Source organism: Bacillus cereus group sp. N6 (assembly GCF_016483705.1).
Taxonomy (GTDB): domain Bacteria; phylum Bacillota; class Bacilli; order Bacillales; family Bacillaceae_G; genus Bacillus_A; species Bacillus_A wiedmannii.
This window is the reverse complement of record NZ_JAEHBI010000003.1, coordinates 34,048-47,850: the sequence shown is the minus strand read 5'-3', so window position 1 is coordinate 47,850 and position 13,803 is coordinate 34,048. Positions and strand designations below refer to the sequence as shown.

Below are 13,803 nucleotides of genomic sequence, written 5' to 3'. Positions count from 1 at the left end.
CTTATATAACAGTTTCTCTAAACAATCGATACTATGTATTTTTATCCTATTTCTTCACATCATTAAAACTTTCTGTTTCATCCAATATAAACATAAAATGATAACAGTTTTATTTTAAATTTTTTTTAGAAATAAAAAAATGGCAACCTTTCGTCACCATTTTTTCACACCATTATTATCTATCTACTGGAAATGATTTCAAATCCGTAGCTATTTCTGTATTAGAAAATAGCTCTCTTGCCTCTTTCCATAATTCCTTATATGTATCTCCTTGATAACGAGAACTAATATGAGTCAATATTAATCGTTTTGCATTTGCCTGAAGTGCAATACTCGCAGCTTGCTTAGATGTAGAATGAAAATAATCATATGCTTGTTGTTCATCCTCTGCTGCAAAAGTGGCTTCATGAACAAGTACGTCAGCGTCTTGTGCCAGCTCTCTACTCGCTTCACAATATCTTGTATCACCTAAAATGGTAATAATTCTTCCCTTTTGAGGTGGACCAATAAAGTCTTTTCCATTTAGTATCGTACCATTTTCTAATTCAACTACTTCTCCATCTTTTAAACGTTTAAAGAGCGGGCCAGGTTTCACACCCATCTCCAGTAATTTATCGACTAAAAGAGCACCTTGTATATCTTTCTCTACAATACGATACCCAAAACATTCAATACCATGTGACAATCTTTTCGTTTCCACGTGAAATTCATTATCTTCAAATACAGTACCTTCTTCTATTATCTCCACAATTTCAAGTGGGTATTTTACATGTGTCGTACTTACTGATAATGCCACTTCAATAAATTGTTTAATTCCTTTTGGTCCATACACTGTTAAAGGTGTAGTCCCTCCTTGAAATGAACGGCTTCCTAATAAACCAGGCAAGCCAAAAATATGATCACCATGTAAATGCGTAATAAATATTTTTTCAATGCGGCGTGGGCGTACTGATGTATGTAATATTTGATGTTGCGTCGCCTCGCCACAATCAAATAACCAAGTCTGTCCTCGTTCTTCTAACAATTGCAAAGCAATTGCCGAAACGTTCCTTCCTTTCGAAGGAACACCTGCACCAGTTCCTAAAAATACAAATTCCACTTTCTTTCCTCCAGCTCTTTATATAATCTACCTTTCATCTTACGGAATGTTATTTCAAATGGCAAATCGAATTTACATAACCGATCATCTAGACAACTATATATCACGAACGTTATACTCAAAAAACTTAGTAATCGTTCGTGTTTTATGTTAAAATGATTATACTACATTTTAAGGGAGCGTTTTATTATGAAAGAAGCATTTCGTTTACAAACTGATTTTTCATCTTCATTTGATCGCTGGGTAAGTTCTTTCGTTTCTGATCACCCAGCACAATTAGAATGGACGACTTTGAAAGAATTAATCCATGAATATACAACAACACATACAAATGATTCATTACCAACATATATTTCTTCAGCTTTAACATATTACGCACAACGCGTTTCAACAACAAACAGTTCAGAAATTGTTATTTTTGAAAATGCTACAATCTCATAATCTATAAATAAAAAAGCACTGGTTACAGTGCTTTTTATTTATGTTCATTACAGTATTTATTTTCCATCCTTATTTCAACAAAACTCCTCTTTTTTCCTACTATATAGCCATCATAAACCTATTTGATTTTTCAAAAAAAAAGATATTGACACTATAAATTTACAGTGCTAACATTCAAATTGTAATTGAATATGGTCTCTGTTAGGTGAGGCTCCTGTATAGAGAAACGCTGCTGCCCAAAAATGTCGAGAGACGCCAATGGGTCAACAGGAAAGGTCGGAATGAAGGCCTTTCTTAACGTAGCTGGTTTCAGTACCTATGCTATACAGTGCTAAAACTCAACGAGGGAGAGGTGCATGTATTTTTTGTCATACACAAAAACTGTTTTTATCTATGTTTACTAACAGTCTTTGTTGTGGACTCTTTTAACTGCGAATTCAGACCTTTACTCGTTTTGAGTAAAGGTCTTTTTATATATGCACCTTACTATGAAACAAACATAGCATATTCAGAAACTACTAAATTGTACGGAGGTGAGGAACAGTTGGCAATTGATGATTCGGCCCAGATACCCATATGTTTTACGTTAATATTTCATCATGTAGGTAGGAAAGAAGCTGTTCCTCCTAATTTTAAATAGTCGAGTAACAGATTGTTTCCTCCTTCATGAAAAAGGAGGAACTACCGATGTTAAATTTACAAAGACAAGAAACAAAACATTCATACGATCAAGATCGTATGAAAACAAATAATGAATTATTGGTGGAAGTCGCAACACAAGATGCAAACAAGGCGTTACAACTTTTAGAAACAACAGAAGATGGACTCTCTAAACAAGAAGCGGCTCGTAAACTTACTTTATATGGCCCGAATGAAATAGCTCATAATAAAACATCACCGTGGTACATTCAATTTCTACTGGCATTTAAAAATCCATTTATTTTTGTTTTATTAGCTCTCGGCGCACTCTCTTTTTTCACAAATGACATACAGGGAACCCTTGTCGTATCTGTAATGGTAATGCTAAGTGCAACGATTCGTTTTTTACAAGAATTTCGTTCTCAAAAAGCTGCGGATCAGTTAAAAGCTATGGTTCGAACAACGGCGAGCGTCTTTAGAATAGATGGATTTGTACACGAAACAAAAAAAGTAACAAATTTAAAGCAAAATTATACAATGGAAATTCCAATTGAAGAACTTGTACCTGGCGATATTATTTCACTTTCAGCCGGTGATATCGTTCCGGCTGATGTGCGTATTTTATCAGCTAAAGATTTATTTGTGAATCAGTCTTCTTTAACTGGGGAAGCACTGCCTGTGGAAAAGTATGAAAACTGCTATCATACAGAGAATAAACATATCTTACCGAAAAACATGAAAAAAAATTACAATCCACTCGATATGGAAAACCTTTGTTTTATGGGTACAAATATTGTAAGTGGTAGTGCAAAAGCTGTTGTCATCTCCACAAGTACCAATACGTATTTCGGCTCTTTAGCAAAAAGGGTAATCGGCAAACGAGTAGAAACAAGCTTTGATAAAGGTGTAAACAAAGTAAGCTGGCTCTTAATTACATTCATGCTTATTATGGCGCCTATCGTTCTTCTCATTAACGGATTCACAAAAGGGCATTGGCAAGAGGCTTTCTTCTTCGCTATCGCAATTGCTGTTGGTCTCACACCTGAAATGTTACCAATGATTGTAACTGCTAATTTAGCAAAAGGTGCCGTTAACATGTCTAAACAAAAAGTAATTGTAAAACAACTGAATTCTATTCAAAACTTAGGTGCTATGAACATTCTTTGTACCGATAAAACAGGAACTTTAACAGAAGATAAAGTTGTACTTGTCCGCCATTTAGATCCTAACGGTAATACATGTAATCGTGTATTACACTTTGCCTATTTAAATAGCTTCTATCAAACAGGATTGAAAAATTTAATAGATAAAGCCGTTATGAAACATACAGAAGAAAACCAGAAGTTTAATCCATCCATTTTTCAAAAACTAGATGAAATTCCATTTGATTTTGCTCGCCGGCGTATGTCTGTCATCGTGAAAGATATTTCAGGTGAACATACAATGGTTTGTAAAGGAGCAGTAGAAGAAATTTTATCTATTTGTAACTACACTGAAGTAGATGGAAAAGTTGTTTCTCTTACCGATGACATGCGTTCAAATGTAAAACAACTAAATGAGACATTAAATAGTGAAGGTATGCGTGTTATTGCTGTAGCTTATAAAAAAGATAGACCAATCAATGATACAGAGTACGCGGTACAAGATGAAAATGATATGATTCTCGCTGGATATATTGGCTTTTTAGATCCACCGAAACCATCTGCAGCTACTGCCATTCAAGCATTGCAGAAACATGGTGTACAAGTAAAAATTTTAACTGGCGATAACGAAATCGTGACAAGAAAAGTTTGCAAAGAAGTTGGATTAAATATCGGTGAGCCTGTCCTTGGTTACGAAATCGATTCTTTACCTGATAAAGCATTAGCAAAATTAGCCGAAGAAACAACTGTATTTGCTAAACTAAATCCAATGCAAAAATCTCGCATTATACGAGTATTACAAGGAAACGGACACACTGTAGGTTATATGGGAGATGGCATTAACGATGCCGTAGCGTTACGTGAAGCTGATGTTGGCATATGTGTTGATACTGCTACCGATATTGCAAAAGAGTCTTCCGACATTATTTTACTCGAAAAAAGTTTAACAATATTAGAAGCAGGTATTTTAGAAGGACGCACTACATTTGGAAATATTTTAAAATATATTAAAATGACAGCTAGCTCTAACTTTGGAAATGTATTTAGTGTTTTAGTAGCAAGTGCTTTCATCCCCTTCTTGCCGATGCTTGCCATTCACCTTTTAATTCAAAACTTGCTTTATGATATTTCACAACTGTCTATTCCATGGGACAAAATGGATAAAGAATTTTTAGAAAAACCAAGAAGATGGGATACTACAAACTTACGGAACTTCATTATTTGCATCGGTCCCATTAGTTCCATATTTGATATCATCACATATGTAGTCATGTGGAACGTCTTCGGTGCGAATACAGCTAGCGAACAATCATTATTCCAATCTGGTTGGTTTGTCGTTGGATTGCTAACACAAACTTTAATTGTTCACATGATAAGAACACAGAAGATTCCGTTCATTCAAAGTACTGCATCAATACCGGTTCTTTTATTAACCGCTTGTATTATGGCAATCGGAATTTATATTCCATTCTCGCCACTTGGAGCAGCCGTTGGATTACAAGCATTACCACTTAGCTACTTCCCTTGGTTAATAGGAATACTATTAGGCTATGCTTTCTTAACACAGTTCCTAAAAAAAGTTTATATTAAAAAGTTTCATAGCTGGTTATAAAGTGAAGCTTTCATCAACCCGCAAATAGCGGGATAAAAATGAGAATGAGCGGGTATTCCAGACTCATTTTCAAAAACATAACATGGACTTATATGTATGGAGGTGACCATGATGGTATGGTATGACATTGTATTAAGATTATTTATCGCAATTATTGTAGGTGCTTGCATCGGAATGGAACGGCAATGGAGACACAGGATGGCTGGATTACGGACAAATGCTCTCGTATCACTTGGTGCCTGTATATTTGTTTTATTATCCGTCATGCTTGATCACGATGCTAGCCCCTCACGTATTGCTGCTCAAGTCGTTAGTGGGATTGGTTTTTTAGGAGGCGGCGTTATTATCCGCGATGGTTTTAGTATTAGAGGGCTTAATACAGCAGCTACCCTATGGTGCGCAGCTGCTGTTGGTACTCTTACAGGTGCTGGTTTCCTCGTTGCAGCTATATTAGGTGCAGCCGGCGTTTTACTAGCAAATATACTACTTCGCCCAATCGCTCTCTTTATGAATCAGAAATCAAAAGAAGAATCACCTGAACAAACGAATTACTTACTTTCTCTTACTTGTTCAGAGGAACATGAATCCCATATTCGTTTTTTACTTATGCACATGGTAAGTTCTGAAGGCATCAGTTTAAAAGAATTGTATAGCGAAGACGTAGATTCTAATCAAAAAGTGTGTATACAAGCTACATTACATTGCAGTACAAATGCAGCAGTCCTAATTGAAAAAGTAGTAGGTAGAATGCTATTAGAATCTGGCGTTACTGCAGCTGGGTGGAAAACTTCATTAGATTTAGAAGCAAGTTAAAAATAAAAGGTGTCATGATATTTACAGCTTCATGACACCTTCTACATAAACTTATTTTCTAATTTTTGCTGAAAAGACTTTTCTTGCTTACGTAATAATTGACTACCTCGTTGTAAGATCGGCATTCCATACTTATCATTAATTTGATCGATGACAGCAAGTAGCGGCTCTTCTTTCGCATCTTCTTCAAATGAAAACAAATCTAATTGTTTCACCGATTCTGTCTTCCACTCTATTTCAGTGGCTGTAACACCTAGTAAACGAACGGAATCACCGTCCCAATGTTGCTTCCATAAACGAGATGCTGCCTGAAAAATATCTCGTTCTTCCCAAATCGCATTTTTCAATTGCTTACTCCGTGTTACTGTCCGCCTATCATGATATTTAATCATAATTTGAATATTATAGCTGACAAGCGTTCGCTTTTGTAATCTTTTACTCACTGATTTTGATAGCCGTTCTAACATATCAAGTAATTCTTTCTCTTCATCCATATCCTTTGAAAAAGTCATCGAATTACCGACACTTTTATGTTGTCCCATTTGACTCGGGTCAACTTCCCTATCATCCATACCTTTTGCCCGCCTTTGTAAATCAACGCCATGCTTTCCAATTTTAGCGCGAATGATATGTTCGTTTCCTTTTGCTAACTGCTCAATTGTTTGTATATGAATATCATTTAATTTTTCAGCTGTTTTTTCTCCAATTCCATGCATTGCTTCAACTGGGAGTGGCCAAATCATTTCTGGAATATCTCGTTTTCGAAGTACGGTAATACCGAGAGGCTTTTTCATATCAGAAGCTGTTTTTGCTAGGAAAAGGTTAGGAGCAATTCCGATGCTACACGGAAGCTGTAACTCTGTTAATAGCGCCTGCTGAATCATCTTTGCTATTTCAAGAGGTGAACCGAGTGCGTAGCAATCTGTAATATCTAAATATCCCTCATCTATAGAGACTGGTTGTATTTTTTCCGTAAAACGTGAAAGAATTTGAAACATTTGAAATGAAGCTTCACGATATAATGTAAAATTAGGACGCATTACAACTAATTGCGGGCATAACCTTTTTGCTTCCCAAAGAGGCATCGTTGTACGTATTCCATAGTCTCTTGCCTCATAACTACATGTTATAATAATTCCTTTTCTTTCTTTTTCATTTCCAGCAACTGCTAACGGCTTCCCTTGTAATGATGGGTCATGAGCAATTTCAACAGATGCGAAAAAACAATTCATATCTACATGCAAAATAACACGACCATTTTTCGGATACATTTCTCGCATAGTACTCACTCCCTAATCAGAACGTTCGTTCTTTCATTATATCAAATTTTGCATAATAGTTATAATAATTACTTGTTCTTTTCCTTTCATACATTTGATACAATTTACATAAAATGTATCAAATTACAAAAAGGGGTGATTATGATGAAATCAACTAATAAACTCAACTATACGTTCCTTGTGATTATATTAATCATAGCCATTAATTATTTACTGCTTCCTATTTTCAACTTTAATACATTTGGATTCTTCCCTCGTCTAGTACATATAGCAACAACTTATATATTGCCATGGATTTTCTTGTATTGGCTGATCCGCCTTGTAAAAGCAATCGAATCAAAATAAAAAGCGTGTAAATCAATTGTGATTTACACGCTTTTTCTATTACATTACTTCGCTACTTCTTCAATAATTGCTATAACTAATTCTGCTGTTTTCGCTAATTCTTCAACAGGAATCTTTTCGTTTGTTGTATGAATTTCTTCATAACCAACCGCTAAGTTAACTGTTGGAATACCGTGTCCTGCAATTACGTTTGCATCACTTCCGCCACCACTTTGGTGAAGAGAAGGTGTACGACCAATGTTTTCAGCTGCACGTTTTGCAACTTCTACAACGTGATCACCCTCAGCAAATTTAAATCCTGGGTACATAACGTTTACTTCAACGTCTGCATGACCACCCATTTCTTTTGCAGTTGTTTCAAATGCTTCTTTCATTTTCGCAACTTGTGCTTCCATTTTTTCATTGATTAAAGAACGCGCTTCTGCAAAGATTTGTACATGATCGCAAACGATATTTGTTTGTGTACCACCTTCAAAACGTCCAATATTTGCAGTTGTTTCAGAATCAATACGACCAAGTGGCATCTTCGCAATTGCTTTCGCTGCGATAGTAATTGCAGATACACCTTTTTCTGGTGCTACACCAGCATGAGCTGTTTTCCCACGAATAATTGCATTCACTTTCGCTTGTGTTGGAGCTGCAACAACGATTTCACCAACTTTTCCATCGCTATCTAATGCGTAACCGTATTTCGCTGTAATGCGCTCACGATCTAATGCTTTTGCACCAACAAGACCAGATTCTTCTCCAACTGTAATAATAAATTCAATTTTACCATGAGGGATGTTTTTCTCTTTTAAAACACGAATTGCTTCGAACATTGATGCTAATCCAGCTTTATCATCCGCACCTAAAATCGTAGTACCATCTGATACGATATATCCATCTTTAATAGAAGGCTTAATTCCATTACCAGGAACTACTGTATCCATATGAGAAGTAAAGTAAATTGTATCAACACCATCTTTTGTTGCTGGTAAAGTACAAATTAAATTACCTGCACCATGCCCAGTAACAGCCATTGTGTCATCTTCAAATACTTCTACACCTAAATCTGTAAACTTCTTTGTTAATACTTTACAAATTTCTGCTTCAAATTTCGTTTCAGAATCTACTTGTACTAATTCCATAAATTCATTTACTAAACGTTCTTGATTAATCATAAGACTGCGCCTCCTGCACTACCATTATGTATGTAACACTATTAATTATAACAGAATTTCGCAAAAGTTTCGAAATACAAGACAAAAAACAGACGGTTTATATGTCTAGATAACCATCTGCTTTCTATTACTCATTTAACAATACCCAGCGCATATGATCTTCCCATACTCCATTAACCATTAACATTTTCCTAGACACGCCCTCATATTGAAAGCCTATCTTCGTCACTACTTGTATAGATGCTAAATTTCGTGGCATAATCGGTGCTTCTATACGATGTAACTGAAATTCCTCAAAAGCAACTTGAATCGCTTTTCTAAGCGCTTCTGTCGTATAACCTTTGTTTAACTCTGCCTTATCTAATTTATAGCCGAGTACACAAGATTGATAAATTCCGCGAACAATTAAATTAAATGAAATACATCCAATTATTTTCGTATCATCACCCTTTTTAAAAATCCAAAGCCTGATGATTTTACCTTCTGCAAACTCTTTTCTATCCTTTTGTAACTTTTTCTTCTGATAATCTAACGTAAAAAAATCATCCGGTCTATACTCTTCCCAAGCTTTTAAAAATTCACGATTTCTGTCGTAATATTGAAGAACTTTTTCAGCATACGACTCATCAATTTCCCTTAAATGTAAACGATTTGTTTCATATATTTTCATCATCGTATCTCCATTCTTCAGCTTGCATAACAAAAAACTTATACTCTATCATTAATTATATATTCTCTACATACATACAAATTTCCTGTTATACTTTACACGCACTTCTCGAATTTTGTCACTTCTCTCCCCTTGTCCACAATATCATTTCTCGTTACAATAATATTGTACTGATTTGCAAGGAGGTTTAACGATGCATAAAAAAGCTCAAAAAGTTATGATTTATGTAATGCTAATTTCTATGCTTGTAACAACATTACTTGCTGGCGCAAGTATGTTTTGGTAAAAAGGACGATGTGTTCGTCCTTTTTTTACTTTTTACACATAACATAATAAAATAAACCATCTCGATATCGAGATGGTTTATTTTATATAAAGCACAATCGCTACAATACTAAAGGAGAATGACATTACAAGTGCTGTTATAAAACTTGTATATTGTTTCTGCTGAAATGCTCCAATAACAAAAGTAAGATTGAGTAATGCCATACATACAATTGCTACAAGATAAGAACATATATTAAAAGTTGCCAATATGAATGTAATAACAAATAGAAATCCCATAAAAAATTGCATATACGAAATTTTTGGATTCAAGTACATATGAGCAACCCCTTTATCTAATTTTTTATCCTGATCGGTGAGGGCTGATAATCCGCGGGTAAAAAACATCCCACTGATTAAAGTTTCACTTTATCTTTCTATACTCTCATTAACTCATGGTTATGTACACATGTCAAGACAACTTATTACAATAGAAAAAGCCAACCTTTGTTGGCTTTTTCATATGCAATGGCTCCTTTTTGTTTTGCCAATTGCTGAAATGATTTTTTCGACTTCACAATCCATACTTTCGTTCCAATTGGGATGCGATCAAATAAATACTCCACATCGTTTTTCTTCATTCTTATACATCCTTGTGAAATATACTTTCCAATTGAACTAGGTTGGTTTGTTCCATGTATTCCATATTTACTTCCATCAGTTCCTCTTGCATTAAATCCAATCCACCTTGACCCAAGTGGATTTTTCGGTGACCCACCTGGAATATCCTTCGCAATATAATACGGATCCTTCGCTTTCATTACAACATCAAAAGTTCCCTCTGGAGTTAATTCATTTGTTTTCCCTGTCGCTACTGGAAAAACCTTTTGGATCTTTCCATCGTCAATATAAGCTAGTTTATTCGTCGCTTTATTTACAATAATAAAAGGATCTCCGGCACGTGGATTATCACCAAGAGGCCAAATAGGCGATAAAGAAAGACATAATATGAAAGAGAGAAGATACGGCATAATAATTCCTACCTTCTATATAAGTTCTTTTATATTATCCTTTCCCTTAAAACGGCTTTTAATGAGTAAATATTGTTCCATTTCATACACAAGTTGAACAAGCTTCGCACGTATCTCAAATTCTTCACGTGTAACGGGCAATGGCATGTCTCTAAATAATTCTCTCATTTCTTGAAGCTGTCTTAAGGAAATAACCCCAGTACTCTCAGGGCTAATAGCATTTCCAATGTTTTCAACCACATCCGCAATCATATCAGCTTGTTCATATGTCCATGATAAAGAAGCTGCTAATGGCATCATCCGTTCTAAAATTTCGAATTGTTGCATGCGCATATTAAAATAACGATAGTAATAGCCATCTTCTCGCATAAATGCATTCTCAAGTTTCTTAAACGATAAATCCCTTGCTTCATTTAGCATATTTTCAGTTTCAATAAGTTCTGCCCCGCTCCAGCTACTTTCTCTGTTTCGTAAATACACGACCATTTCAAACAAAATTGTTTTAAAGTTACTTTCTATTGTACCCTGATACTCTTTTAGCTTATTTTCACTACTTGGCATATACATATTCACTAATAAAGCCACGCTAATTCCTATCGTTAATATCGCAATTTCATTCCCAACAATAAGCCATGTAATTTGTTTCAATGAATATAGATGCATCACAATAACTGAACTCGTGACAATACCTTCTTGAATTTTGAGCATAACTGCAGTCGGAATAAATGTAAGTAATAATATACTAATTGCAAGTGGTGTATATCCAATTGTTTCAAAAATACAAAACGCGAATACCATTGATAATACACAAGCTAAAAAACGATGTAGCGATACTTGAAGTGATTTACGTTTCGTATTTTGTACACATAATATAACTAAAATGCCCGCTGAACTATAAAATTCTAATCCTAATAACTGCGCAATAAAAACGGCTGCGCCTGTCCCTATTGCTGTTTTTACTGTACGGTATCCAATTTTGAACATAGCACTGCTCCTATATGTATAAACGTATTTACAGTTAGTATAAAAAAAGGATGACACAATGTCATCCTTTTCTACTTATTATTCACGCAACCTTTACATATTACAATATTTTTTGTAAAAATTGTTGCGCACGTTCACTTTTCGGTGCTACAAAAAATTCTGTTGGCGCGCTATCTTCTACAAGCTTTCCACCATCTAAAAAGAGAACACGATCTGCTACTTCTTTTGCAAATCCCATTTCATGTGTAACAATCACCATTGTCATTCCTGTCGTAACTAATGATTTCATAACTTCTAACACTTCTTTTACCATCTCTGGATCTAGTGCTGATGTTGGTTCATCAAATAACATCACTTCTGGTTCCATCGCTAACGCTCTCGCAATTGCTACACGTTGCTTTTGTCCTCCCGAAAGACGATTCGGATACGTATCTTTTTTATCTAATAAACCGACCTTTTCTAAAAGTTTCTCGGCTTTCTTGTCAGCTTCTTGTTTCGTTACTCCTTTTACATTGATAGGAGCATACGTAATATTTTCTAATACAGTCATATGAGGAAATAGGTGAAAATGCTGAAATACCATTCCGACATTTTCACGAACGTGCATAATATTCGTTTTCGGATTCGTTACTTCTTCCGTTCCAATCCAAATGTGACCATTTGTCGGTGCTTCTAGCACATTCATACAACGTAAAAATGTTGATTTCCCTGATCCAGACGGTCCAATAATTGCTACTACTTCCCCTTTTTCAATCGTTGTTGTAATCCCTTTTAATACTTCGTTTTTTCCAAATGATTTATGAAGGTTTTCAATTTTAATCACTTTTCTTCATTCTCCCTTCAATTGCCTTCCCGACTAATGTAAGAATAATGACTAGCATATAATAAATGAGTCCAACAAAAAGTAATGGTTCAAGATATTTAAACGTTTCACCGCCTACAATGTAAGCACGGCGCATTAAATCGGTCGCTCCTATTACTGTTACTACAGCCGATTCTTTCGTAAGTGTCGCAAACTCGTTCACAAGCGCTGGTAATATATTTTTTAATGCTTGAGGGAAAATGATATTTCGCATCATTTTCCCGTAAGGAATTCCTAAAGCCATCGCTGCTTCTGTTTGTCCTTTATCAACCGCTTGAATGCCGGCACGAATTACCTCTGACATATATGCACCTGAATTTAAGCTAAATGCTAATACAGCTGCTACGAATGCTGGTATTTCATAACCAATTATTTGCGGGACACCGAAATAAATAATCATTAATTGCAATACAAGTGGTGTACCACGGAAAATTGATGTATAAAAATCTGCCGCTATATTTAATGCTCGTATTCTAGCAATTTTGCAAAGCGCTAATAACGTTCCTAAAATAAACCCAACTAACGCTGATACTGCTACAATTTTTAAAGTAACTTCTAGGCCTTTTAGTATATATGGTATCGAAGGCGTAATCGCCGAAAAATCTAAGTTCATTCTTTTCATTCCCCTCACAGAAAAGTGAAAGGCAGCTTATTTTTCGCTGCCAAACCATTTCTTCACTAATTTATCCATTTCTCCATTTTCTTGCATTTTTTTAATTACTTTATTAAATTCTGCTGTTTTATCACTGTTTTTCGGAAGGGCAATTGCTGCTCCTACTTCTTCTGGTGCTTCTTTAATTTCAATTCCTTGTAATTCTTTCATTTTTTCTAAATAATTTTTAGCAACTGTGTCTTCTATAATTGCAGCGTCAAAACGACCAGCTTTAATTTCTTGTACGATTTCTGGTATACGGTCACGTCCCTCAACTTTGAAATCTACTTGTTTTTTAAATTCTGCTGCTTTCTCTTCTTGGATAGATCCTGTTTGTACCCCTACTTTTTTCCCTTTTAAATCCTCTACAGATTGAATATTAGAATCCTTTTTAGAAACGACCATGTTTTTCGCAACAAAATATATATCTGTGAAGTCAACATTATTTTTACGCTCTGCCGTTGGCGTCATACCTGCCATTACGAAATCAACTTTTCCTGAGCTAAGGGATGCTAATAAACCACCAAAATCCATATCTTTCACTTTCACTTCATAACCAAGTTCTTTTCCGATATATTTAGCAACATCAACATCAAAGCCGATAATTTCATCACTTTTTGAAGCTTCTACGTATTCATATGGTTTATAATCTGCTGAAGTCCCCATAACCAGTACTTTCTTATTTTTTCCAGTAGCCTTTTCTTCCCCATTACTACAAGCACTGAACATACTTACAATTAAAATAAGTGCAAACGATATTGATAATAACTTCTTCATCTTTCTTCCCCCTAATAATGTATATTTAA

The 13,803-nt window shown here is 35.1% G+C and carries 15 protein-coding genes and 1 riboswitch; of the genes, 5 read left to right on the top strand and 10 right to left on the bottom strand.

The annotated features are described in order from the left end of the window. Positions 1–175: 175 nt before the first annotated feature. On the bottom strand, positions 176–1,099 hold the full coding sequence (gene rnz, locus JDS99_RS03395; protein WP_088064377.1) for a ribonuclease Z: 924 nt from the start codon (positions 1,097–1,099) through the stop codon (positions 176–178). 189 nt (positions 1,100–1,288) lie between these two features. Between rnz and JDS99_RS03390 the strand changes: the two genes are divergently transcribed. The 3 genes from JDS99_RS03390 to JDS99_RS03380 all read left to right on the top strand — a co-directional run bounded on the left by JDS99_RS03390 (position 1,289) and on the right by JDS99_RS03380 (position 5,746). After that, positions 1,289–1,540 (top strand): DUF3932 family protein, encoded by a 252-nt coding sequence (locus JDS99_RS03390; RefSeq protein WP_000656495.1) that lies wholly within the window; start codon positions 1,289–1,291, stop codon positions 1,538–1,540. Positions 1,541–1,730: 190 nt separating this feature from the next. After that, a riboswitch (M-box (ykoK) riboswitch) is annotated at positions 1,731–1,898 on the top strand. Positions 1,899–2,227: 329 nt separating this feature from the next. Further along, positions 2,228–4,933 carry a magnesium-translocating P-type ATPase gene (gene mgtA, locus JDS99_RS03385; protein WP_199694571.1) on the top strand — a complete coding sequence of 902 codons (2,706 nt, stop codon included), beginning with the start codon at positions 2,228–2,230 and terminating at the stop codon, positions 4,931–4,933. A gap of 111 nt (positions 4,934–5,044) precedes the next feature. Next, a complete protein-coding gene (locus tag JDS99_RS03380) occupies positions 5,045–5,746 on the top strand; it encodes an MgtC/SapB family protein (RefSeq protein WP_199694616.1) in 702 nt (233 codons plus the stop codon). Between the two features lie 41 nt (positions 5,747–5,787). Here the strand turns inward: JDS99_RS03380 and JDS99_RS03375 are convergent, their stop codons facing one another. Then, positions 5,788–7,026, bottom strand: coding sequence for a DNA polymerase IV (locus JDS99_RS03375; protein WP_088064378.1), 1,239 nt, complete (start codon positions 7,024–7,026; stop codon positions 5,788–5,790). A 144-nt stretch (positions 7,027–7,170) separates the two neighbouring features. On the opposite strand from JDS99_RS03375, the gene JDS99_RS03370 reads away from it, so the two are divergent. Beyond that, positions 7,171–7,371 carry a hypothetical protein gene (locus JDS99_RS03370; RefSeq protein ID WP_046956380.1) on the top strand — a complete coding sequence of 67 codons (201 nt, stop codon included), beginning with the start codon at positions 7,171–7,173 and terminating at the stop codon, positions 7,369–7,371. Between the two features lie 44 nt (positions 7,372–7,415). On the opposite strand, the gene JDS99_RS03365 is transcribed toward JDS99_RS03370, so the two are convergent. Both JDS99_RS03365 and JDS99_RS03360 read right to left on the bottom strand, forming a co-directional pair. Continuing rightward, entirely contained in the window at positions 7,416–8,534 is a 1,119-nt protein-coding gene (locus JDS99_RS03365; protein ID WP_048546358.1) for a tripeptidase T, read from the bottom strand. Between the two features lie 127 nt (positions 8,535–8,661). After that, positions 8,662–9,207 (bottom strand): GNAT family N-acetyltransferase, encoded by a 546-nt coding sequence (locus tag JDS99_RS03360; RefSeq protein ID WP_002008488.1) that lies wholly within the window; start codon positions 9,205–9,207, stop codon positions 8,662–8,664. A 190-nt stretch (positions 9,208–9,397) separates the two neighbouring features. On the opposite strand from JDS99_RS03360, the gene prli42 reads away from it, so the two are divergent. Beyond that, on the top strand, positions 9,398–9,490 hold the full coding sequence (gene prli42, locus JDS99_RS03355; RefSeq protein ID WP_000549038.1) for a stressosome-associated protein Prli42: 93 nt from the start codon (positions 9,398–9,400) through the stop codon (positions 9,488–9,490). A 77-nt stretch (positions 9,491–9,567) separates the two neighbouring features. Here the strand turns inward: prli42 and JDS99_RS03350 are convergent, their stop codons facing one another. The 6 genes from JDS99_RS03350 to JDS99_RS03325 form a co-directional block, all read right to left on the bottom strand. Beyond that, complete coding sequence (locus JDS99_RS03350; RefSeq protein WP_000281162.1) at positions 9,568–9,807, bottom strand: DUF3894 domain-containing protein; 240 nt, start codon at positions 9,805–9,807, stop codon at positions 9,568–9,570. Between the two features lie 146 nt (positions 9,808–9,953). Then, positions 9,954–10,499, bottom strand: coding sequence for a L,D-transpeptidase (locus tag JDS99_RS03345; protein ID WP_106382652.1), 546 nt, complete (start codon positions 10,497–10,499; stop codon positions 9,954–9,956). A gap of 15 nt (positions 10,500–10,514) precedes the next feature. Next, entirely contained in the window at positions 10,515–11,483 is a 969-nt protein-coding gene (locus JDS99_RS03340) for an aromatic acid exporter family protein (RefSeq protein ID WP_098857153.1), read from the bottom strand. A 100-nt stretch (positions 11,484–11,583) separates the two neighbouring features. Then, positions 11,584–12,306, bottom strand: coding sequence for an amino acid ABC transporter ATP-binding protein (locus JDS99_RS03335; RefSeq protein WP_087985156.1), 723 nt, complete (start codon positions 12,304–12,306; stop codon positions 11,584–11,586). After that, positions 12,299–12,958 carry an amino acid ABC transporter permease gene (locus JDS99_RS03330; protein WP_001046922.1) on the bottom strand — a complete coding sequence of 220 codons (660 nt, stop codon included), beginning with the start codon at positions 12,956–12,958 and terminating at the stop codon, positions 12,299–12,301. The genes JDS99_RS03335 and JDS99_RS03330 overlap by 8 nt, the downstream gene beginning before the upstream one ends. A gap of 36 nt (positions 12,959–12,994) precedes the next feature. Then, positions 12,995–13,774, bottom strand: coding sequence for a transporter substrate-binding domain-containing protein (locus JDS99_RS03325; RefSeq protein ID WP_000735475.1), 780 nt, complete (start codon positions 13,772–13,774; stop codon positions 12,995–12,997). Positions 13,775–13,803: the final 29 nt, after the last annotated feature.

What these genes read in the sequence shown, in the direction of transcription:
- JDS99_RS03390 (WP_000656495.1), top strand. Translation starts at nt 1,289, where the DNA reads ATGAAAGAAGCATTTCGTTTACAAACTGATTTTTCATCTTCATTTGAT.
- mgtA (WP_199694571.1), top strand. Translation starts at nt 2,228, where the DNA reads ATGTTAAATTTACAAAGACAAGAAACAAAACATTCATACGATCAAGAT.
- JDS99_RS03380 (WP_199694616.1), top strand. Translation starts at nt 5,045, where the DNA reads ATGGTATGGTATGACATTGTATTAAGATTATTTATCGCAATTATTGTA.
- JDS99_RS03375 (WP_088064378.1), bottom strand. Translation starts at nt 7,026, where the DNA reads ATGCGAGAAATGTATCCGAAAAATGGTCGTGTTATTTTGCATGTAGAT.
- JDS99_RS03370 (WP_046956380.1), top strand. Translation starts at nt 7,171, where the DNA reads ATGAAATCAACTAATAAACTCAACTATACGTTCCTTGTGATTATATTA.
- JDS99_RS03365 (WP_048546358.1), bottom strand. Translation starts at nt 8,534, where the DNA reads ATGATTAATCAAGAACGTTTAGTAAATGAATTTATGGAATTAGTACAA.
- JDS99_RS03360 (WP_002008488.1), bottom strand. Translation starts at nt 9,207, where the DNA reads ATGATGAAAATATATGAAACAAATCGTTTACATTTAAGGGAAATTGAT.
- prli42 (WP_000549038.1), top strand. Translation starts at nt 9,398, where the DNA reads ATGCATAAAAAAGCTCAAAAAGTTATGATTTATGTAATGCTAATTTCT.
- JDS99_RS03350 (WP_000281162.1), bottom strand. Translation starts at nt 9,807, where the DNA reads ATGTACTTGAATCCAAAAATTTCGTATATGCAATTTTTTATGGGATTT.
- JDS99_RS03345 (WP_106382652.1), bottom strand. Translation starts at nt 10,499, where the DNA reads ATGCCGTATCTTCTCTCTTTCATATTATGTCTTTCTTTATCGCCTATT.
- JDS99_RS03340 (WP_098857153.1), bottom strand. Translation starts at nt 11,483, where the DNA reads ATGTTCAAAATTGGATACCGTACAGTAAAAACAGCAATAGGGACAGGC.
- JDS99_RS03330 (WP_001046922.1), bottom strand. Translation starts at nt 12,958, where the DNA reads ATGAACTTAGATTTTTCGGCGATTACGCCTTCGATACCATATATACTA.
- JDS99_RS03325 (WP_000735475.1), bottom strand. Translation starts at nt 13,774, where the DNA reads ATGAAGAAGTTATTATCAATATCGTTTGCACTTATTTTAATTGTAAGT.